This window comes from Haloplanus sp. (assembly GCF_028275055.1).
Lineage (GTDB): Archaea > Halobacteriota > Halobacteria > Halobacteriales > Haloferacaceae > Haloplanus.
This window is the reverse complement of record NZ_JAQCNJ010000097.1, coordinates 39,906-59,286: the sequence shown is the minus strand read 5'-3', so window position 1 is coordinate 59,286 and position 19,381 is coordinate 39,906. Positions and strand designations below refer to the sequence as shown.

The following is a 19,381-nucleotide window of genomic DNA, read 5'->3' as shown; positions in this document are numbered from 1 at the left end:
CCGAGGAGGCCAACGAGTTCATGGACGACTTCGAGCGCACCGGCGCGCTTGAACGCTCCGTGGTCTTCATGAACCTCGCGGACGACCCGGCCGTCGAACGGACGGTCACGCCGCGGATGGCCCTGACGACCGCCGAGTATCTCGCCTTTGATAAGGATTACCACGTGCTGGTGATCCTGACGGACATGACCAACTACTGCGAGGCGCTCCGGGAGATCGGTGCGGCCCGCGAGGAGGTGCCGGGTCGGCGTGGCTACCCCGGGTATATGTACACCGACCTGGCCCAACTCTACGAACGGGCCGGCCGGATCCAGGGCCGTGAGGGATCGGTCACGCAGATTCCGATCCTCACGATGCCCGGCGACGACGACACCCACCCGATCCCCGACCTGACAGGGTATATCACGGAGGGGCAGATCTACGTCGACCGCGACCTCAACAGCCAAGGCATCCAGCCCCCGGTCAACGTGTTGCCATCCCTCTCGCGGCTGATGGACGACGGTATCGGCGAGGGTCTCACCCGCGAGGACCACGCCGATGTCTCGGACCAGATGTATGCCGCGTACGCGGAGGGTGAGGACCTCCGTGACCTCGTGAACATCGTCGGCCGCGAGGCGTTGTCAGAGCGGGACAACAAGTATCTCGACTTCGCGGACGCGTTCGAGACGGAGTTCGTCGACCAGGGCTTCAACACGAACCGCGAACTCGAAGAGACCCTCGACATCGGCTGGGAGCTTCTCTCACAACTCCCCACGGAGGAGCTCAACCGGATCGACGAGGAGTTCATCGAGACGTACTACGACGAGGACGCGACCGAGGAAGAGGCCACGGCGGACTGACCGCCACGCGCGCGATTTTCATTGTCGGTTCGGTTTGGTTCGGCCCGGCCAAACTCCTTTGTAACCACGTTCCCACAGGGCAGTATGTCACGCCGCGGCGATGCCGAACCGGACGCCGAGGAATCATGCGCCGGAATCACGGCCGCGAGCGCGCCGGCCGTCGACGAGTCGCTGAAGACTCGGACGATGGACGAGGCGCCGGTCGGGATCACGGTCGCCGACGCGACACAGCCGGACATGCCGCTCGTGTACGTGAACGGGGCGTTCGAACGGATCACCGGCTACTCGCCGGAGTACGCCGTTGGCCGCAACTGTCGATTTCTTCAGGGCGAGGAGACCCGGACTGCGCCGGTGGCCCAGATGCGGGCGGCGATCGAGGCTGGGGAGGCGACGACGGTCGAACTCCGCAACTACCGGAAGGACGGCGAACTGTTCTGGAACGAGGTGACCATCGCGCCGCTCCGGAACGACAGCGGACAGGCGACCCACTACGTCGGCTTCCAACAGGACGTGACCCGCCGCAAGCGGGCCGAACAGGCTGCTGCCCGGCACGCGTCGCGTCTCGACCGAGAACGGAACGCGCAGGAACGCCTGTTGAACCGGATCGACGGGGTCGTTGTCGATGTGACCCGTGCGGTCGCGGAGGCGCGATCACAGGCGTCGCTGGAGCGCGACATCGTGACGCGGCTGTCGGAGACGTACGCGGGCGCGTGGGTCGGCCGCTACGATCCGGCCGGCGAAGCCGTCGTTCCGGAGGCCGAGGCCGGCTGGACCGACGGCGACGAGGCGCTTGACCGCATCCCGGTCGCCGTCGGCCGCGACGACACCCCCGCTCCCGTCGCGGCGGCGGTGTCGACCGCGGTCGACGACCGGACCGTCCGAATCCGACCGCTTGGCGACGCGTCGACCGCGGTCGGTGCCGTCCCGCTCCACTACGGCGACGCCACCTACGGCGCTCTCTGTGTGTACGTCCGGGACAGCACCGACTTCGGCGACCACGAACGTGCCGTTCTGACGGCGCTTGGACGGACGGTCGCGACGGGGATCAACGCGCTCGAAAGTCACCGCATGCTCCGGGCCGACGAGTTGATCGAGCTCCAGTTTTCGGTGGCCAGCGACCACCCGTTGCTCTCGGTGGCCGCGGCGGCCGACTGCCAGTTGGAGTACGCCGGGAGTGTCGGGGACAGAGACTCCCCGGCCGAACTGTTCGAGGTCGACGGAGCCGACGCAGACGCGGTGCGGGCGGCGACACGGACGGCTCCGGTCGAGCTTCACGCCGTCGTTGTCGAGAAAGACGATGAGTGTCTCGTCGAACTGTCCGTCACCGCCCCGTCGATCCGGGGGCTTCTCGCCGACCACGGGGCCGAACTGCATGCGGCGACGGTCACGCCGATGGCCAGCGAGTTCACCATCGAGGTCGGGCGTGAGTCACTCGCCCGGTCTTTGGCCACCGCCGTCACCGACCGCTTCGAGGCTGCGGACCTGACCCGGTACCGTCGGCGGGAGCGACGCCCCGAGACCCAACAGGAGTTTGTCGCGCGCCTGAAAGCCGACCTCACGGACCGACAACGCGCCGCGCTGGTTCGGGCGTACGCCGGCGGTTTCTTCGAGTGGCCACACGAGGCGACCGGCGACGACATCGCGGAGGCGATGGGCGTCTGTCGGTCGACGTTCCACCAGCATCTCCGGGCTGCCCAGCGGAAAGTCGTCGGTGCGATGTTCGACGGCTGACCGTCGGCCCCCAGAATCCAACTAGTTGTGTACGCCGCTTACAACCATTCCCTATTGAGTATGCAACTGCACTATGCCACAACCAGGCAGTGAGGGGATTTGGCTTTGGATCGGCACGCTCGGCATGTTCCTAGGGATGCTGTACTTCGTCGCTAGGGGCTGGGGAGAAACGGATGAACGGCGACAGGAGTTCTATATCGTCACCATATTCATCACAGCCATCGCGTTCACGAACTATCTCGCGATGGCACTGGGATTCGGCCTGACAAACGTGATGGTCGGTGGCGAAGAACTACCGATCTACTGGGCGCGATACACGGACTGGTTCTTCACGACACCGTTGTTGTTGATCGACCTCGGCCTGCTCGCCGGGGCGACTCGGAACCAGCTTTCGGCGCTCGTCGGCCTGGACATGCTGATGATCGGTACCGGCGCTGTCGCGACGCTGTCGGCCGGCCCGGGCGCACTCGGTGAGGGTGCCCGGCGGCTGATCTGGTGGGGCGTCTCCACGGGCTTCCTGCTCGTGCTGCTGTACATGTTGTACGGGTCCCTCGGAGACAAGGCCAGCCGGCTCTCGGGCGATGCGGCATCGACGTTCAGCACGCTTCGGACGCTGATCGTCGTTGTCTGGCTGGTCTACCCGGCTTGGTGGATCGTCGGCACCGAAGGACTTGGCGTGGTGTCGTTGTCCATCGAGACGGCCGGCTTCATGGTGCTCGACCTGGTCGCGAAGGTCGGCTTCGGGATCATCCTGTTGTCGAGCCGCGAGGTGCTCGACGCCGCAGGATCGAGTACCGGCACCGCGGAAGCGGCCGACTAATCGATAGCTGACGACGGAGCCGGCACCCCTGTTCTCGCCGGCAGCTCCGTTCGGTGTCCCGAGACCCGAGAAGCTATACGCACAGACGAACAACCGCTGCTCTACACTCAGACATCCCTACGATGACCAGCCTCACATACCTCCAGTTCCATATCGCGTTTCTCATTCCGGCGGTGATGTTGATGATCGCGACGGCGTTCGTAAGTCGGGCACAACTCCCCGACGCCGTGCCACAGGTTGGCTCGGGACGGACGTACTGGACCGGGGTTGCGATCATCACCGTGGTCGCGCTGGTGTACACGACACCGTGGGACAACTACCTGATCGCGAGAGGGGTCTGGTGGTACGGCGACGGGAGCACGGTCGCGACGATCGGCTACGCCCCGCTCGGGGAGTACCTGTTTATTCTCGTCCAGCCGTGGCTGACCGCGCTGTGGCTTTCCCACCTCTCGCTTCCGGGGTCATGGCCTGACACCGGGCGCGCGCTTCGCTGGCGGCCGCGGTTGGCGGCCCTCGGTGCCGCTACCCTCGTCGGCCTCGCCGGCTGGCGACTGCTCGGCACGTCGGCGACGTTCTACCTCGGGGCGATCCTCGCGTGGGGCGCGCCGGTGTTGGCGTTGCAGTGGGGCGTCGGCGCACCCCAGTTGTGGGCACGCAAACGCCTCGTCACCATCGGGGTGGCCGTCCCGACGACGTACCTGTGTGTTGCCGATCGCATCGCCATCGAGCTTGGTATCTGGGTGTTGGCCGAGGAGTACACCACCGGCTTGACCGTCGCCGGGCTCCCGGTTGAGGAGGCGCTTTTCTTTCTCGTGACCAATATCTTCGTCGTTCAAGGGCTTGTCCTCTACCGGTGGGTACTCGACCGCCGGGCCGACAACTCGGTGGCGACGCTCCGACTGCGAGCACCGGACGACGAGCCCGGTTCGGCGTAGCCGATGTCGGACCGACAGGCGGCCGATCCCGAACTCGCGGCGATCATGCGTGCGGTCGGCTGTCACCCGGCATGGGCCGCCGTCGCCGTTGTTGGCCTTCTCGCCGTCGCCGTGGCGGCCCTCGGTGTCACCTCACCGCTCCCGGCGTGGGTCCGGTACCTGCCCCTCGCAGCGAGCCTACTCCTTTTCGGGCTCCCTCACGGCGCGATCGACCACCTCGCGCCCGCCCGTGCGGCCGGCCGCCGGACGACACCGCGGTGGATGGTGCTCGTCGGCGTCGTGTATCTTCTTCTCGGAGGCGGGTACGCCCTCCTGTGGACGGTCGCCCCGGTCGCCTCGGCAGTTCTGTTCGTCGCGTTGACCTGGTTCCACTGGGGGCAAGGGGATCTGTACGCTCTCGAGGCGCTCGGTGCCGACTACCTCGACGGCCCGGGCGTCCGCGCAGGGACGCTCTTTGTCCGTGGCGGCTTACCGATGCTCGTTCCGCTTCTCGCCCACCCGGACCGATACCGACAGGTGGTTGACGCGTGGGTATCGTTGTTCGGCCGCGATCTGGCGTTTGCCATCACCGTCGATGGTCGACTCGGCTTGGCCGTCGCGTTCGCGACGGTGACGGTGGCGACGCTTCTCGCCGGCTACCGACGGGCGAACGGCCGAGTGTGGCGCCGCGACGTCGCCGAGACGGTTGCGTTGTGGCTGTACTTTCTCGTCGTCCCGCCGCTCGTCGCCATCGGGGTGTACTTTTGTCTGTGGCACTCGCTCCGACACCTCGCCAGGCTGATCGGGATCGATCGTGACGGCGCGCGTGCGACCTTTTCTGACCGGGGAGCGATCGCGGCACTCGCCAGAACGGGCCGGGAGGCGGCCCCGCTGACCGGGCTCTCGGTCGTTCTGTTGGTCGGGGCCGGCGTCGCCGTCGGTGTTGAGACGGCTCCCGGCCGCTTGGCCGCGTTGTATCTCGTCTTTATCGCCGTTCTGACGCTTCCCCACGTCGCGGTCGTGACGTGGATGGACCGGGCCGAACGGCACGGGGTAAAACAGTAAAACGTTAACCGCCTCCGCCCACAACCGTTCGGCAATGGACGAGGACGTCAAACCAACTCGCAAAAACCTCATGGCGATCGAGGATCGGATCGAACTCTCAGAGCGGGGTCACGACACGCTCGAACAGAAGCGAGACGGCCTCATCATGGAGTTCATGGACATTCTAGACCAAGCCCGAGACATCCGCGCGGATCTCGACGCGAACTACCAGACCGCCCAACGCAAGATCAACATGGCACGGGCGATGGAAGGGGACGTGGCTGTGCGCGGCGCGGCCGCGGCACTGAAAGAACACCCCGAGATCACGACCCAGTCGAAAAACATCATGGGTGTGGTCGTCCCACAGATCGAGTCCTCGCGCGTGCGAAAGAGCCTCGACCAACGAGGCTACGGCTTGCTCGGCTCCTCCGCCCGCATCGACGAGGCCGCCGACGCCTACGAGGAACTCATCGAATCCATCATCCTCGCCGCCGAGGTGGAGACGGCGATGAAGAAGATGCTGACCGAAATCGAGACGACAAAGCGCCGCGTCAACGCCCTCGAGTTCAAGCTCCTCCCCGACCTCCACGAAAACAAGGAGTACATCGAACAGAAGTTGGAAGAACAGGAGCGAGAAGAGATCTTCCGCCTGAAGAAGATCAAGGCGAAAAAGGAAGCCGAGGAGAAAGCGGAAGCCGAAGCCGAAGCCGAGGCCGAGGCTGAGGCCGAGACGGCCGACTCGGACGTCGTCACCGCCGACGACTGAGCGTCGGTGTCGTTTCCGTATCCCACCGGTTGGTACGAACGACAGTCCTCGGCCGTCGCTTCCCGCCTCCACGAGCTACACCGGGCGCTCATGACCGCGGCGATGATGGCCGACACTATTCCACCGCCCTACGGCCCCCCAACGGACCGCCACGGGACCGACGCCTCGGTTGCGCCCCCACGCCCCGACATGAACTACGTTTCCCACCCGGTCGCGCATCGTAACGACGCATGACCTGTCCGGCCTGTGGTAGTGATGTCGTCGTCTTCGCCGTGCCGCCGTCGCTCCGGCCCCACGCTCCGGGCGCCGGTGGGACGGCCGCCATCTGTGCCTCCTGTCTGCGGACCCACCCCACCGACCGATCGGCGGTTGCGGAACCGCCGTTCGAGGCCGTTCACTCCGCCTTCCCGACGGGCAAGGCCGGTGCGGCGCTCGCGCTGACGCTCGGGCTACTGGATTCGCTCGCGCTCCGCCGGGCGGACATCGACGACTGCTGTTCACACGCCGAGCGCGCGGGCGCGGACGTGCTACTGACGCTCGACCGCCTGGCGACGGCCGGCGGGGTTGACCCTCACTTCGACGCCGACAGGCGACGCGTCCAACTCGCCGAGATGCTTGGCTGATCACTCCCGTCCGGGTACGGGAACACTCGGGAGCGACCCCGCAAGGTGCCTCCCTTCGTCGCCGCCCGCGCCTCCGGTCTGTGCGACGCGGAGGGCGGCAAGCCCCACGAGAAGGAGGTTTCCCCAGAGCCCGGGTTGGAGGGGGCCCGCCGGAACCCACTCCGGCGTGAGTCCGATGGCGGTCCTGAGCCCGTACGAGTGGACGTGGAGCAGGAGAACGCCGACCACCGGGAGAACGGGTGTGCCGTCCGGCCGGTCGAGTTCTGCGGCCACCAGCAGTACGGCCGCAGGGACGGCGGCGACGAGGTAGTACGCGTAGGTCAGCGGCGCGAGCAGGGGAACGGCGGCGAAGCCGAGAGCCGTCGTCTCGCGGACGGCGGCGTCGTCGGCCGCCCGGAGAACGAGGCCGACAACGACGAGACTCGCGAGCAGTCGGAGCGCGAGGTTGTACGGGACGGCGTACAGCGGTCGGTAGTACGGCGGGAGCCAGAGACGCGGCGACCGGGCGTCGCTCCCCTCCCGCAGCCCCCACACGAGCACGTCGAGGTACGTCCGGTGTGGGTCGATACCGAAAACGAGAACCGAACACGCGAGGAGAACGACCCCGCCCCCGACCGCGCCGGCGAACCGCCGCCGGTCAGCGAGGAGGTGCGCACCGGCGGGTGCGTACGGGAGCTTGATAACACCACAGACACCGGTGAACACCCCGCTCGCGTACGCCCGTCCGCGGAGCGACGCCGACGCGGCGAGGGTGAGCGACGCGCCGAGGAGACCGGCGGTCTGTCCCATCTTCACCGACAACAGGAGCGGTTGGAACCCGGCGACGACGGGGAGACAGAGCAGCCGTTCGACGGGATGCAGCCGGCAGCCAAGCGCCGAGGCGAGGCGCTGGACCGCAACCCAAAATAGCAACACGGAACAGATGGCCCACGCCGCCGCACCGACGGCGACCGGAACGGTCAGGACGAACGGAGCGAACGCGAGGAGGACGACCGGTGGGTAGAGATAACTCCCGTGGTAGCCGCCCTCCTCGGTCTGGACGTAGACGCTCTCGCCGGCCTACCAGCGCTCAACGGCGGTGGCGTACGCACCGAAGTCCCAGAAAATAAACTGTGGCGCGATGCCGGCGAGACGGAGGTAGCGGTCGACAGCCGGATAACCGAACAGGACAAGAAGTGTAAACAGGGCGACGGCAACAAAGACAGGCCGATCACCGCGGCGTCCAACGAGGCGACAAAGAACCGACATCCTTCCCGAGTCCCGTCGGCGACGGCAAAAAACTGTGGCTAGATCCCGGTCGAGTACCGAAGGATGCCGGCGATACCGCCGAACGCGTCGTGGAGTTGTTCGCCCTTCTCGAAGTCGGTGCTGATGAACTTCGTTTCCGTTCCCCGTTGTTCGGCGATAGCTATCAGGTGTTCGATGACGTCCTCACGCTCCTGTACCTCGGCGTCCCCCCCGTCAGCACACTCGTGATCCGGCGTGTCGTGCCGACGGTCGATCACCTCGAACTCCTCCGTGCCATCACAGTCGTACACCACCGCGTCCTTACGGAGGTCCTCGCTGATGAGGAGACGGTCGACGGAGCCCATCACGAGGTTGCGGCGGGTCTGCTCGAAGCCGTAGGTGGCGAGGTCGCCGGTGTTGAGGTTCTCGAAGAACTCCTCCATCTCCACCTTGTCTTTCATTATCTCCTGATCCGCGAGCACATCCTGTGCGGCGTCGACGAGGTCGTAAAGCCCGGACTCGTCGGTGTAGGAGACGTCGAACTTTCCGACCACCGTGTCGCGTAGTTCGTGGTGGAGATAGTCGCCATCGAGAAACTCGTCTTTGGTGGGCGAAGGGCCACCGACGAGAATGCCGTCGAGTTCGTGACGCTTCGGGACAAAAAGGTCGTCGGCCATCCCCGCGATCTCCTGATAGAAGTTGTCGATAGCTTCGAGACGGAGGCGGGCGAACCGCTGGGCGGACTGACCACCTTTCCGTTGTTTGCCGGGGACGAGCGAGGAGGCGCTCTTGACGGGTTCGACGCGTTTCCCTTTGAGCCAGCCGACGTTCGCCTCCCGCCGGTCGAGAACGATCAACCCGAACAGTCCCTTATCCGAGAGCATCTCCTCTAAGGGTTCGGTGAGGAAATCGGAATCACAGTGATACCGAAAGGACTGGATCGGATCGGGCGGGCTTTCGAGAACCTTTGTCACCATGTTGGTCTGGCCGCCGCCGGCATCGACCGCGCCGCTGAAGATGACGATACCGTTGTCCGGCGGATAGGTGTCGTAGTAGCGGAGACGGTCCTTGATACTCGTGAGCGCGTCCTGAACGTTTGTTCGGGTCTGCTTGGATTTGATGTTGCTCGCTTCGGAGTGTTCCTGCGTGACGTGAGCGACAACCGAAGAAATCTGTTTGTCCGGAGGGATGTAGATGGTGACGAGCTGGGTCCCGGAGCCCTCGTACTCCTTCAGATCCTCGATGACCTTCCGGAACTCGTATTTCCGACGGTCATCGTCGGCCTCTTGAGCGTCAGTACTCATTAATGACAGTAGTTGGGTCGGTGCTAAGTAATCTTTGACTGGGAGCGCAACGGCGATGCCGTCCGCGCTCGGTCCGGCGCGGCCACTCGGGGAGTAGAGTTATGTGCTCGTCGGCGGAGGTTTCTGACGACCTATGCGACGGGTGTACGCGGTCGCCAGTGGGAAAGGTGGCGTGGGAAAGACCACCACCGTGGCGAACCTCGGCGTGGTTCTCGCCGCCGGCGGCCACGAGACGGTCGTCGTCGACGCAGACCTCGGGATGGGGAACCTCGCCGGCGTTCTCGGAATCGATGCCGACGCCGGGCCGACGGTCCACGACGTGCTCTCCGGGAGCGCCGGCGTCGCCGACGCCGTCCGCGAGGGGCCGGTGGGTCTGTCGGTGGTCCCGGCGTCGGACGACATCGACGACTTCGCGGCGGCCGACCCGGCGAACCTGTCGGTACTCCTCAACGGGATCGACGCCGAGATCATCCTCGTCGACACCTCCGCAGGGCTGAGTCACGACAGCGTCGAACCGCTCCGGGTCGCCGACGAGGTGCTGTTGGTGTCGACGCCGACGCGGGGGTCCCTCGGCGATACGGCCAAAACCCGGGAGGTAGCCGGACGGTTCGAAACGACCGTGACGGGCGCAGTGCTCACGCGGACGACACCCGAGACGGACTCGACGGCCGCGGAGGCACACCTCGACGTGCCAATCCGAGCGACGATCCCCGACGATCCGGCGGTGTCGGCCGCCGAGGCGGGCGAACCGCTCGTTATCGCCGCAGCCGACGCGCCCGCGACCGACGCCTACCGTCGGCTCGGGGCCGACCTGACCGGCGACGACTCGCTCGTCCCCGACGACGGGGAAGGCGGGGCGGAGGCCGACCCGGGCGCCGCCGGTCCCGGCGCGTCCGGAGCGGACGACGAGGGACGAACGGGGTTCCTGCGCTGGCTTCTCCGCTGAACGGGAAGTTCTTTGAGGCCGCCACAAGGAAAGGCGGGTATGGACGAGTCGAACTCGGTCCCGCTCTGGTGGGTACTGTTGTTTCTGGTGCTCGCGCTCGGCATCGGCGCGCTTGTGGTGTCAGCCGTCGGTGGCTCGCTGATCGCCAGTGTCGTCGTCCCGGCGTAGGTCGTTCGTCGACGGGTTCATGCCCATTGAACGGTTAAAAATAGATCCGTTCTCTACGCATGAAAAACCGTACCAATACCGTTATGCATCCCATATTCGATATGCTTATGCCGGTCCGACGGTAACCAATGTACATGGCAGAGACCGCAGCGGCGTCGACGGTCGGAAACGACGGACTCGCCGCGCTGAAGCAGGTCGCGTTGGACGGCGGCCTTTCGGGTCGGACGAAAATCTCGTGTGCCGGGCTGGGCGAGCGCCTCGACACCTCGGCACAGACGGCGTCCCGGCGACTCCAGCAACTCGACGACACGGGGTTGCTCGACCGCGAAGTGTTGTCTGACGGCCAACGCGTCGCCCTCACCGACGACGGCGCGGCGGCCCTCCGTCGCGAGTACGCCGACTACCGCCGGTTGTTCGAGGAGAACACCACGCTCACCCTTCATGGCACGGTCACGAGTGGGATGGGCGAGGGTCGACATTACATCTCGCTGTCGGGCTACATGACACAGTTCCGCGAGCGCCTCGGCTACGAGCCGTTCCCGGGGACGCTCAACGTTGACCTCACGGCCGAGAGCGTCCGCGCACGCGGCGAGTTGGGCGCACTGAAAGCCGACGCGACGCCCATCGACGGCTGGGAGGACGACGACCGGACGTTCGGTCCAGCGACCTGTTATGCGGCCCGCGCGGAGGCCGGCGACGCCACATACGGCGGCGCTCACGTTATCGTGCCCGAACGGACCCACCACGACGCCACGCAACTCGAACTGATCGCCCCCGTGGAACTGCGTGACACCCTCGGTATCGACGACGGCGACGCCCTGACCGTCCGGTTGGGTGAGGCCTGATGCACGGCCACGGACACGAGGAGTCCACCGGTTCCCTCGATCAGGCGGTGTCCGCGTTCCGGGCCGGTGAGCCGGTCTTAGTTCATGACGCCGACGACCGCGAGGGCGAGACCGACCTCCTGTACCCCGCCGCGGCGGTGACGCCTGCGGCCGTCGCCCGCCTCCGGAACGACTGTGGTGGGCTGCTCTTTGTCGCGCTCACCGCAGCCGTTGCCGACCGGTTCGACCTCCCCTTTCTCCACGAGGCGGTCGACCATCCTGCGAACGACCACTCCGACCTCGGCTACGACGCCCACCCCTCCTTTTCCTTGACCGTCAACCACCGCGACGGGTTTACCGGTGTCACCGATGACGACCGGGCACTGACGATCCGTCGTCTCGGCGAGGTGAGCGGCGACGAGAGCTACGACGTCGGCGCCTTCGCAAGCGAGTTCCGAACACCCGGCCACGTCCACCTCCTGCGGGCGTCGCCGGGCCTTCTCGATGACCGCCGTGGCCACACGGAACTCGGCTTGGTGCTCGCCCGCGAGGCCGGCGTCGCGCCCGCCGTCGCCGGCTGTGAGATGCTCGACGACGTGACCGGCGGGGCGCTCTCGACGGCCGACGCCCGCGCCTACGCCCGCCGGCACGACCTGCCGTTCGTTGAGGGCGCGGCGCTGGTCAGGGCGCTGGACTGAGACAAACGACGACCCCCGTCGGTTTTGACTGCCCCGATTCCTCACCCGCCCGAGGAGTCGACGGCCCCGTCCCACGAGCCTCGGTCTTCGCCGGGTCGCGTCACCGAGGCGTTCGCCACGGAAACTGTTAAGACCGGATTGGGCCAACACATGAGCAACGTATGTCGCTCGATACGACGGGGTCTGCCGACGCAACTTGTACGAGAAGCGCACGCTCCGAGTCGGAGGGTGCGTGAGATGAGTTTCGACGAGATGCTTGAGGCGGGCGATGTCGACACCATCTGGATGGACGGCGAGTTCGTCGACTGGGAGGACGCCCAGATCCACGTTCTCACCCACGGCCTCCACTACGGGACCGGCGTCTTCGAGGGGGTCCGTTGTTACGACACCGAGGAGGGACCGGCCATCTTCCGGTGGGAAGAACATCTCGACCGCTTCTACCAGTCGGGAGAGCCGTACAACCTCGAGATTCCTTTCGACCGGGCGGAACTGACCGCGGCGGCGAAGGAACTGATCCGACGACAGGACCTGTACTCCTGTTACATCCGCCCCATCGCGTACTACGGCTACGACATGCTCGGACTGAGTCCCGAGAGCTGTCCGGAACGCGTCGCAATCGCCGTCTGGCCCTGGGGCGCGTACCTCGGCGAGAACGCCCTTGAGGAGGGCGTCGAGGTCACCGTCTCCTCGTGGCGCAAGTACGCCTCCTCGCAGATCCCGACCAACGCAAAGACGACCGGACCGTACGTCAACAGCGTCCTCGCGAGTCTGGAGGCCAAACGTGAGGGCTACGTCGAGGCCATCCTACTCAATCAGGCGGGTAACGTCGCCGAAGGGCCGGGCGAAAACCTCTTTCTCGTCCGCGATGGTGAAATATACACGCCCGGGCTCGCCGAAGGTATTCTCGACGGCATCACCCGAAACACCGTTATCACCCTCGCACGCGAACGAGGCTACACCGTCCACGACGACGCCACGATCAGCCGCGGCGAACTCAACACCGCCGACGAACTGTTTTTCTCGGGCACCGCGGCCGAGGTGACGCCCATCCGGAAGGTTGACAACGTCGTCATCGGCGAGGGGACCCGCGGCCCGGTGACGACGGAGATTCAGGGGGCCTTCTTCGATCTGATCGAGCGCCGCACCGACGACCACGCCGACTGGTTCGAGTTCGTCGAGACGGACGCGTAGCCACCGGATCTACCGGTCGTCGTTCTCGTTATCGGTCTCGTCCCCGGTCCCGTCCCCCATGTCGACGGCGGACTTCGCCGTCTCAACGCCGTCGATACCCTCGACAGCGATGTCGACACCCTGGGCCTCCTCCTCGGCGAACCCTGCACTGAGGATGCGTGTCAGCGCCTCCTCGACGCTCTCACCGGTTTCCTCGACCCGGTCGGCATCGACCTCGATAATGAAGCCGGTGGTGATGTTCGGTGCGGTGGGCATGAACAACACCACCTCGCCGTCTGCGGTTGTCTTTCCCGTTTTGAACGCGGTCATGTTGATGCCCGGCCACGTCTCCAGTCGCACCGGCTTCTGAAGATCCTCGGTGCCGGTGAGCGCCGTCTCGACGGCGAGTTTCGAGGCGTTGTAGAGGATGCGGATGAGGGGCACGCGGTTCATCGCGTTGTCCAGAAGCCCCTCGAACAGGCGCCCGGCCGTTGTACGCATCAGGTAGCCGACGGACAACACCAGCATGACGAACACGACGAGTGCGACGAAGACACCGTAAGGCTGTGGGAGCGTCCGGACGATGGGGAGGTCGGCGACCTGCGAGTACACCCAGTTGAGGACGAACAGGATAACGAGGATCGGCACGAGCACCACCAGCCCGCTGGCAATGTCGCGTCTCCACGAGGACATTGGCAGGTGATTGGTGGCCGGGGCCTTCAGCGTGTTCACGCGACCGAGATGGCGAACCGCCGGGGCTTAACACCCCGCGGTCACCACTCGTCCCCATGACCGTCTCGCTGGTTGCCGGCGCACTCTGGGCGATGCTCCCGGCGTACGTACCGAACAACGCCGCGGTCGTCGCCGGCGGGGGTCGACCGATCGACGGCGGGCGCACCCTCGGTGACCGCCGCCTCCTCGGCGACGGGAAGACGTGGCGTGGCACCGCCGCGGGGACGCTCGTGGGTGTTGTTCTCGCGGTCGGACTGAACGCTCTCCGCCCCGCCGCCGCCGCCGTTTTGGCGACGACGCTTCCGATCTTCCCGCTCCGGGCCGCCCTCGGGTTGGCACTCGGTGCGATGGTCGGCGACGTCGGCGCGTCACTGATAAAACGCCGACTCGGCCGTCGACGCGGGGCGTCGGTCCCCGGTCTCGACCAACTCGACTTCGTTTTCGGCGCACTCGCCCTCGCGGTACTGCTTGCGCCGGCGTGGACGCTGTCGACGTTCACTCCCCCGCGACTGGCGGTCGTTCTCGTCGCCACGCCTCTGCTCCACCTCACGACGAACGTCGTGGCGTACCTTTTCGGCCTGAAATCCGAGCCGTGGTGAGGCCGGCGACACCGACGGTGGACCGTCCGGTTTATATCGGTTCGCGGCCCCGAACACCCTAATGACGGATCAGGACCTCATCGACGCGCTCCGGGCCGCCGACGCGGTGAAGTTCGGCGAGTTCGAACTCTCACACGGCGGTACGAGCGACTACTACGTCGACAAATACCTCTTCGAGACCGATCCCGAGTGCCTCCGGCTGATCGCGTCGGCCTTTGCCGACCGTGTCGGAGAGCTAAACGACGAAGTGACACTCGCCGGCGTCGCCCTCGGTGCGGTCCCCCTCGTTGCGGTGACGAGCGCCGAAACCGGCCGTCCCTACGTGATCGCCCGCAAGCAGGCAAAGGAGTACGGCACGGGCAACCGGATCGAGGGGCGACTCGGCGAGGGTGACCGCGTCGTCGTTCTCGAGGACATCGCCACCACCGGCAAGAGCGCACTCGACGCCGTCGGAGCGCTCCGCGAGGCCGGCGCGACGGTCGACCGGGTGTTGGTTGTCGTCGACCGTGAGGAGGGGGCAAGCGAGTTGCTCGCCGACCACGGAATCGAACTCGAAGCGCTGCTGACGGCGACCGAACTGCTGGCCGACGGGTGACCGATCGCGGGGTGAATCGGTTTTTCACCCCCGGTTCGCTCCCGCTCGCACGAGCGAGGCCGCCCGGATGTCTGCCCGCACACAGGTCCTGTGGCGGTGGCCCAAACCGCTTCATGCCCGGAGGGCTAATCGGTGGTGGATGCGCCTATTACGGTTCAAACGCCCGTTGCGCTACCTGATGGGACTCCTGTACGTCGTCGCAGGAGTTCTGCATTTCGTCGTGCCGGAGCCGTACGTCCGTATCGTCCCGCCGATGTTCCCCGCGCCGCTCGCGCTGGTCTACCTGTCGGGAATCGCGGAAATCGCCGTCGGAATCGGGGTGCTGGTGCCATCGACGCGGCGGTACGCGGCGTGGGCGACGATCGCGTTGCTCGTTGCCGTCTTTCCCGCAAACGTCTACATGGCGGTCTCGATGGTCTCGGTGACGCCCGGCGGGGACCCGTCGGCGCTCGCTCGCTGGGTACGGCTCCCGTTGCAGGGCGTGTTGATCCTGTGGGCGTACTGGTACACCGGCGACCGCGACGTCGGTGTCGGCGTCGACGGATGACCGAGCCGACGTTCACACGGTCTCTGTACCAGTCGTCAGGCTCCGAACGCTGGATGCGGTGCGTGACGGTTCGCGGATCGCCGCGCCCTCGCCTGAGTTCGGGACCGGAACTGGGACCGACTTCCTGACACAGGCACTCGCAGGCGCCGCCACCGTCCTGATGACGTCGTATGACGTCGCACCTCGTCCGGTGAACTCTGGCATCCCGACCCGGACTCCCGAAAAGAACTCGACATCGTCACCTCGACGCACGACCCCGGCGAGGTGTGGTCGATACCTGCCGTGCCATCGTCGCCGTGGCGACGCCGCGGCGTGTTCGCCGCCGACCACCGGTCGCGCACACCGCACACACGCCCGCCGACCTCAAGTTCTCCGAGGACCAAGTGACACCGATGGCAACGATGGAACTGTACGAACTGCCCGGTTGTCCGTACTGTGCGAAAGTAAAGACCAAACTCGACGACCTCGACCTCGAGTACACGTCCCACGAGGTGCCACGCTCCCACTCGGAGCGGACGGAGGTTGAGGCGGTGAGCGGCCAAACCGGCGTTCCGGTGCTCGTCGACCCCGACCACGACGTCGACGGTATGCCCGAAAGCGACGACATCGTCGCCTACCTTGACGAGACGTACGGCTCCGGCGCGACGAACTAAACTCCGACCGACTCACTCCTCGACCACGTACGTGACGAAGTCGTCGACGCTTCCGACGGGTGGTGCGCCCACCGCCAGCCGGACGTGCGTCTCGTCGGTGTGATTGACAAGGTTTCGGACCGTCTTCGGAGCGACACGGACGACGCCGCCAGCCGACACGTCGTGAACCTCGCCCTCGATGGCGATAGATCGGTCGTCGCCACGAACACCTCCTCCTGTCCGTCGTGGGCGTGGTCACCTCGCCCGTCTCGACGACTCGGTTCACTCGGAGGTCCGTACGGCCGAGCGGTTCGGTCAGTTTTCGCACGGTCGTCTCGCAGGTCTGGAATCGGTCGTTCTGTACGGCTCCGGGTTGGACGGTGTTGTTCGGACACGGCCGGGCATACACCGCCGACAATGGGGTTAGCTCTCGGCCGGCGAACGGGCGCGTTCGAGGATCAGATCCCGGAGGTCGCCCGCGTCGCGCAACGACGCGAGTTCGTCCTGACTGACGAGGGCGGTTCCCTCGACGGCGTCGCGCTTCTCGCGTTCCTCCGTGACGTACACCGACCGGGTGCGTGTCACCTCGCCCAGCGAGGACATGATGCGGGCGCGCTTCTCCGCGCTCCGGGTGAACGCCGAGTGTCCCGTCAGCAGGTTCTCTATCTCGTGGTCGCCGTCCTCGCTGACGGCGGTGAAGGGCGCGCGGTTCGTCGGGTGGACGGTGAAGCCGACGCGGGCGAGAACGGCGAGAACGTGGTCCTCGTCCGGGCCGACCGCGGGATCTTCCGGCGTTGGCTCCGCGTCACGGACCGACTCGGCCCCGTCGAGTACCTCGACGGGATCGCTGAACGGCTGGTCGAACAACTCCTCCAGTTTGATCGCCACCTCGATACTGGCGTTCATCCCGTCCTCGTACTTCGAGACGGTGCGCCGGGAGACGCCGAGTTCGGTCGCCAGCCGACCCAGACTCCAGCCACGTTCCTCGCGTTTGTCCGCGAGTAGGTCGCCGTCGATATTGACGTACAGTCCGCCCGGAGCCGCGTAGATGAGCGGCGGAACGTTCTCAACGAACAGGTCGAACGCGGTGTCGGGGTTGATCGCGGGGACCCCGTGTCGGAAATAGACCACCTCGGGTTTGAGGTCCTCGTCGCGGGTTCGGAGGCCGATTACGAGCGGCGTCGCCGACAGGTACGATCCGAGTCGCCGCATCTCGATGCCCGTCTCAGCGTCGAGACCGTCGACGTTGGCGAGAATCTTCACCAAGAGCAGGTCATCACCCCGCCGTGCGGCAAGGTCGAAGCTTTTGGGACGGATCGAACACCGGTCACTCACCACGAACCCCGCGTCCTGGAGCATCGCCGTGATGTTCCCGACCAGTGCTGACCGTGACATACCCAAAGGTAAGTGTTCCGTGACACATATATGTTGCGTCGGCACCCGGCTTACGTCTGGCGATTGGCACGACGACAGTCGGCGCCGGTGACGCCCGCAGAGCGCCAACCGTCGTCTTAGGTCCTTCCCATGAGTCGCCGCCCTACGCCCGTTCCATGAGCCGTCGTCTCGTGCGGACGCGAAACGGCTTTGACCGTCGACCCGCTCCTCCCGGCTGTGACGTTCGTTGGACTCGATGACACCGACTCCCGCGACCGTGGGATGTGTACGACGTACGTGGCGACCCGCGTGGCCACGGCCATCGAGGCGGCGGGCGGAACGGTCGATTGCACGCGACTGATCCGCCTCAACCCGTCGATCGAGTTCAAGACCCGCGGCAACGCCGCGCTTTGTCTCGAAACCGACCTCGACCCCGACCGAGCGTTCGACCTCGCGGTCGAGAACGTTGAGTCGCTGGCCGCGGTCGCGGACCCGAGAACGAGCCCGGGCGTCGTTGTTGCACACACGACGGCCGACGCCGTCCCCGATCCGGTTGCCGACCTCGCCCGACGGACACTCCGCGAACGTGTCGACCTCGACGAAGCGATCGAACTCGCCGACAGTCTGGGCTATCGACACCGTGGCTGGGACGGTGGCCGAGGTCGGATCGGTGCGCTCGCGGCGGTCGGTGCCGGCCGCGTTTTCAACGACTGGACGTACGAACACGTCGCCTACCGGTCGCTGGACCGGTGTGGGACCCCCCGAGCGGTCAACGCCGACAGCGTCTTCGCGGCGGCCGATGCCGGCGCGCCCGACGCGTGGGACACCGTCGACCGCGGAGAGGGGGAACTCGTCTGTGTCCCCGCCGCACCCGGTCCGGTTCTGTACGGCATCCGTGGCGACGACGCACGGACGGTCCGGGAGGTGGCCCGCGCCATCGACAGCGAACCGGTCGACCGGTCAGCGACCTTTCTGACCAATCAAGGGACCGATGCCCACCTCCAGCGTGGGGCGGTCGGGACGGTCCGGAACGGCCGAGCATACCGGGTCGACGCGGTCGTTGACGACGCCCCCGAAACGCGGGCGGGCGGCCACGTCCATCTGACGGTCCGTGATGGCGACGACCGCCTCCCCTGTGTGGCGTTCGAACCCACCAAGCGCTTCCGCGACCGGGTCCGTGCGCTTCACTCTGGCGACCGAGTGACGGTGTGTGGTGAGGTGAGTCGCGGCACACTCAAACTCGAGAAGTTCGCGCTCCGTGACCCTGTGACGACCGACCGCGCCGTACCGTCCTGTCCCGACTGCGGCCGGTCGATGGAGAGCGCCGGCCGTGACCAAGGCTACCGCTGCCGGGACTGCGGTACGACCGCACCCGGCCGGATCGACCGCAACCTCAACCGCGACCTCGATCCGGGGTGGTACGAGGTGCCACCGTGTGCCCGCCGCCATATCGCGAAACCGCTGATTCGAGGTGGGTTCGACGCACCGACCCACCCCGAGCGGTGATCTCACTCCCCGCAGGGTGCCGTTCAACGACCCGTTGACCGGCGGTAAGCGACATATATCGAAAAGGAACCAACCGCTATATGCAGGCGATGCTTAGTCGTCCCGAACACCGCCGAGGGGTCGAGCCGTGAGTTCGACCGACCGCCCCGATGTGACGACCGATAGCCCCGCCCTCGACCGGTGGCCGACGTTCAGGTTGGATCACGAAATCAACGACGGACGGTGTACAGTGTCTCCATCGACCCGACGCGCGGACGGTCAAACCGGCGCGTGGATCACCGCCCACGGCGACGCCTTCGTCGCTCTCGACGAGGTCCGGTAG

General features: G+C 66.2%; 23 protein-coding genes and 1 pseudogene. 18 read left to right on the top strand and 6 right to left on the bottom strand.

The genetic code is table 11. The annotated features are described in order from the left end of the window. The 7 genes from Q0925_RS11845 to Q0925_RS11815 all read left to right on the top strand — a co-directional run. The coding region (locus Q0925_RS11845) for a V-type ATP synthase subunit B (protein WP_299335767.1) at positions 1-839 on the top strand (839 nt) is incomplete at its 5' end. Positions 840-923: 84 nt separating this feature from the next. Then, positions 924-2,570 (top strand): bacterio-opsin activator domain-containing protein, encoded by a 1,647-nt coding sequence (locus Q0925_RS11840; RefSeq protein ID WP_299335765.1) that lies wholly within the window; start codon positions 924-926, stop codon positions 2,568-2,570. 73 nt (positions 2,571-2,643) lie between these two features. Further along, positions 2,644-3,390, top strand: a complete 747-nt coding sequence (locus tag Q0925_RS11835) for a bacteriorhodopsin (RefSeq protein WP_299335762.1) — start codon at positions 2,644-2,646, stop codon at positions 3,388-3,390. Between the two features lie 122 nt (positions 3,391-3,512). After that, positions 3,513-4,325 carry a lycopene cyclase domain-containing protein gene (locus tag Q0925_RS11830; RefSeq protein ID WP_299335760.1) on the top strand — a complete coding sequence of 271 codons (813 nt, stop codon included), beginning with the start codon at positions 3,513-3,515 and terminating at the stop codon, positions 4,323-4,325. A gap of 3 nt (positions 4,326-4,328) precedes the next feature. Next, on the top strand, positions 4,329-5,369 hold the full coding sequence (locus tag Q0925_RS11825) for a Brp/Blh family beta-carotene 15,15'-dioxygenase (protein ID WP_299335758.1): 1,041 nt from the start codon (positions 4,329-4,331) through the stop codon (positions 5,367-5,369). Positions 5,370-5,403: 34 nt separating this feature from the next. After that, on the top strand, positions 5,404-6,114 hold the full coding sequence (locus Q0925_RS11820) for a V-type ATP synthase subunit D (RefSeq protein ID WP_299335756.1): 711 nt from the start codon (positions 5,404-5,406) through the stop codon (positions 6,112-6,114). A 230-nt stretch (positions 6,115-6,344) separates the two neighbouring features. Beyond that, on the top strand, positions 6,345-6,737 hold the full coding sequence (locus Q0925_RS11815) for a DUF6276 family protein (protein WP_299335754.1): 393 nt from the start codon (positions 6,345-6,347) through the stop codon (positions 6,735-6,737). On the opposite strand, the pseudogene Q0925_RS11810 reads toward Q0925_RS11815, so the two are convergent. The 3 genes and pseudogenes from Q0925_RS11810 to prf1 all read right to left on the bottom strand — a co-directional run. Then, positions 6,738-7,733 (bottom strand): annotated as a pseudogene (locus tag Q0925_RS11810) (glycosyltransferase family 87 protein); the annotation flags it as partial. A 63-nt stretch (positions 7,734-7,796) separates the two neighbouring features. Further along, positions 7,797-7,985, bottom strand: coding sequence for a hypothetical protein (locus tag Q0925_RS11805; RefSeq protein ID WP_299335752.1), 189 nt, complete (start codon positions 7,983-7,985; stop codon positions 7,797-7,799). Positions 7,986-8,023: 38 nt separating this feature from the next. Further along, positions 8,024-9,268, bottom strand: coding sequence for a peptide chain release factor aRF-1 (prf1, locus tag Q0925_RS11800; RefSeq protein WP_299335750.1), 1,245 nt, complete (start codon positions 9,266-9,268; stop codon positions 8,024-8,026). Positions 9,269-9,401: 133 nt separating this feature from the next. On the opposite strand from prf1, the gene Q0925_RS11795 reads away from it, so the two are divergent. The 5 genes from Q0925_RS11795 (at position 9,402) to Q0925_RS11775 (ending at position 13,095) form a co-directional block, all read left to right on the top strand. Next, on the top strand, positions 9,402-10,214 hold the full coding sequence (locus Q0925_RS11795) for a P-loop NTPase (RefSeq protein WP_299335747.1): 813 nt from the start codon (positions 9,402-9,404) through the stop codon (positions 10,212-10,214). Positions 10,215-10,253: 39 nt separating this feature from the next. After that, positions 10,254-10,382: a hypothetical protein gene (locus tag Q0925_RS11790; protein WP_299335745.1), complete on the top strand. Its 129-nt coding sequence runs from the start codon at positions 10,254-10,256 to the stop codon at positions 10,380-10,382. Positions 10,383-10,516: 134 nt separating this feature from the next. Then, positions 10,517-11,227, top strand: a complete 711-nt coding sequence (locus Q0925_RS11785; RefSeq protein WP_299335743.1) for a DUF120 domain-containing protein — start codon at positions 10,517-10,519, stop codon at positions 11,225-11,227. Then, complete coding sequence (gene ribB, locus Q0925_RS11780) at positions 11,227-11,904, top strand: 3,4-dihydroxy-2-butanone-4-phosphate synthase (protein WP_299335741.1); 678 nt, start codon at positions 11,227-11,229, stop codon at positions 11,902-11,904. Before Q0925_RS11785 ends, ribB begins: the two co-directional genes overlap by 1 nt. A 237-nt stretch (positions 11,905-12,141) precedes the next feature. Beyond that, the gene (locus Q0925_RS11775; protein WP_299335739.1) at positions 12,142-13,095 is read left to right on the top strand and encodes a branched-chain amino acid transaminase; all 954 of its coding nucleotides are present in this window, start codon (positions 12,142-12,144) and stop codon (positions 13,093-13,095) included. A gap of 9 nt (positions 13,096-13,104) precedes the next feature. On the opposite strand, the gene Q0925_RS11770 is transcribed toward Q0925_RS11775, so the two are convergent. Beyond that, positions 13,105-13,767 carry a DUF502 domain-containing protein gene (locus Q0925_RS11770; protein ID WP_299335737.1) on the bottom strand — a complete coding sequence of 221 codons (663 nt, stop codon included), beginning with the start codon at positions 13,765-13,767 and terminating at the stop codon, positions 13,105-13,107. A 95-nt stretch (positions 13,768-13,862) separates the two neighbouring features. On the opposite strand from Q0925_RS11770, the gene Q0925_RS11765 reads away from it, so the two are divergent. The 4 genes from Q0925_RS11765 (at position 13,863) to Q0925_RS11750 (ending at position 16,200) form a co-directional block, all read left to right on the top strand. After that, the gene (locus tag Q0925_RS11765) at positions 13,863-14,405 is read left to right on the top strand and encodes a CDP-2,3-bis-(O-geranylgeranyl)-sn-glycerol synthase (protein ID WP_299335735.1); all 543 of its coding nucleotides are present in this window, start codon (positions 13,863-13,865) and stop codon (positions 14,403-14,405) included. A gap of 61 nt (positions 14,406-14,466) precedes the next feature. Beyond that, on the top strand, positions 14,467-15,000 hold the full coding sequence (gene pyrE / locus Q0925_RS11760) for an orotate phosphoribosyltransferase (protein ID WP_299335733.1): 534 nt from the start codon (positions 14,467-14,469) through the stop codon (positions 14,998-15,000). 139 nt (positions 15,001-15,139) lie between these two features. Continuing rightward, positions 15,140-15,547, top strand: coding sequence for a DoxX family protein (locus Q0925_RS11755; protein WP_299335731.1), 408 nt, complete (start codon positions 15,140-15,142; stop codon positions 15,545-15,547). A 392-nt stretch (positions 15,548-15,939) separates the two neighbouring features. Then, positions 15,940-16,200 carry a glutaredoxin family protein gene (locus Q0925_RS11750; RefSeq protein ID WP_299335769.1) on the top strand — a complete coding sequence of 87 codons (261 nt, stop codon included), beginning with the start codon at positions 15,940-15,942 and terminating at the stop codon, positions 16,198-16,200. Positions 16,201-16,212: 12 nt separating this feature from the next. Here Q0925_RS11750 and Q0925_RS11745 read toward each other — a convergent pair whose 3' ends face one another. Together Q0925_RS11745 and Q0925_RS11740 are read right to left on the bottom strand one after the other, a co-directional pair. Then, positions 16,213-16,359: a hypothetical protein gene (locus tag Q0925_RS11745; RefSeq protein ID WP_299335729.1), complete on the bottom strand. Its 147-nt coding sequence runs from the start codon at positions 16,357-16,359 to the stop codon at positions 16,213-16,215. Between the two features lie 243 nt (positions 16,360-16,602). Next, positions 16,603-17,574, bottom strand: a complete 972-nt coding sequence (locus Q0925_RS11740; RefSeq protein ID WP_299335727.1) for a transcriptional regulator — start codon at positions 17,572-17,574, stop codon at positions 16,603-16,605. A 216-nt stretch (positions 17,575-17,790) separates the two neighbouring features. Here Q0925_RS11740 and Q0925_RS11735 point away from each other — a divergent pair, with 216 nt between their 5' ends. After that, complete coding sequence (locus Q0925_RS11735; protein ID WP_299335725.1) at positions 17,791-19,059, top strand: tRNA(Ile)(2)-agmatinylcytidine synthase; 1,269 nt, start codon at positions 17,791-17,793, stop codon at positions 19,057-19,059. A 127-nt stretch (positions 19,060-19,186) separates the two neighbouring features. Beyond that, positions 19,187-19,381: a DUF7511 domain-containing protein gene (locus tag Q0925_RS11730; RefSeq protein ID WP_299335723.1), complete on the top strand. Its 195-nt coding sequence runs from the start codon at positions 19,187-19,189 to the stop codon at positions 19,379-19,381.